The sequence below is a fragment of the Kytococcus sp. HMSC28H12 genome, from assembly GCF_001816045.1.
In the GTDB taxonomy this organism is placed as follows: domain Bacteria; phylum Actinomycetota; class Actinomycetes; order Actinomycetales; family Dermatophilaceae; genus Kytococcus; species Kytococcus schroeteri.
In genome coordinates this window covers 1-1097 of sequence record NZ_KV824564.1, presented here as the reverse complement: position 1 = coordinate 1097, position 1097 = coordinate 1, and the positions used below count along the sequence as shown (strand labels likewise).

Below are 1097 nucleotides of genomic sequence, written 5' to 3'. Positions count from 1 at the left end.
GACCCCGACAAACGACGACTCAACGAGGGGGGTGGCTGGGGACGGACGCCCTGCATCGACGGCTCGTCCACATCCCACCGAGCGGGGACCGCCCACGCCCACCTGTCCCGCTCACCCTGTGGACATGCCTCGAGACGCGCAGCCTCGGCTCCCAGCCACCACCCCCGACCACTTCACCTGCGCAGAAGCGCTGCAGCAAGGACTCACGCCAGACGTCCTGCGCAACCCGGCGTGGCACGTGCCGATGCGGGGAGTCCGCTCCCGCCGGGAGGCCACCACGGCCCTGGCCCGCATCGCGGCCGTCGCCACGGGGCTCCCCCACGGGACCGCCATCAGCTGTGACTCCGCGGCGGTCCTGCACGGCTTTCCGATGCCGCGGCCGGCCACGGCCGAACACGCCGTGCACGTCCGGCGCGCCGACGGATTCCGGGTGAGGCGACCGGGGGTCATCGCCCACGCCCGCCTCGAACGCCGACGGACCCAGGTCGTCGACGGGGTGCTGACCGTGGGCCCCGAGGACACCTGGCTCGACCTGGCCGCACCCGGGCACTGGGGCCTCACCGCCCTCGTCGTGGCCGGGGACCACCTCGTGAACCGGTGGACAGGACGTGCCGTGGAACGGCTGGAGGAGGCGGTCGCGCGCCGCCGACGCTCCCCCGGGATCCGGCTGGCCCGCACCGCCCTGGGGCTCATCCGGACCGGTTCCCGATCCCCCGCGGAGTCCCACGCCCGGGTCCTCGTCGTGCAGGAGGGGTTGCCCGAGCCGGCCCTCAACGCAGCCGTGGCCGGCCAGTGGGGCGAGGTCGTGGCGGAAGTGGACATGCTCTGGGAGGAGGAGCGCGTCATCGTGGAGTACGACGGTGAGACCCACTACGAGGACCCCGAAGCCCGACAGGCCACCCTCCGCCGCACGGAGATGCTCCGGGACCTGGGCTTCCAGGTCGTCACGCTCACCCGACGCGACCTCTGGGCCGGGCAGCACCACCTCTGGCTGGCCGACCTGCGACGCAGGCTCCGCACCGCCCGCGGTTGACACCTCCCCAGCCGCCCCGTCCCTCTCGTCGCGGCCCCCTCCCCTCGTTGAGTCGTCGTTCGTC

1 protein-coding gene is annotated in these 1097 nt (G+C 73.7%); it reads left to right on the top strand.

All coding sequences use genetic code 11. From position 1 onward, the window contains the following. Nucleotides 1-124: 124 nt before the first annotated feature. The gene (locus HMPREF3099_RS08725; RefSeq protein ID WP_101849029.1) at nucleotides 125-1033 is read left to right on the top strand and encodes a DUF559 domain-containing protein; all 909 of its coding nucleotides are present in this window, start codon (nucleotides 125-127) and stop codon (nucleotides 1031-1033) included. Nucleotides 1034-1097: the final 64 nt, after the last annotated feature.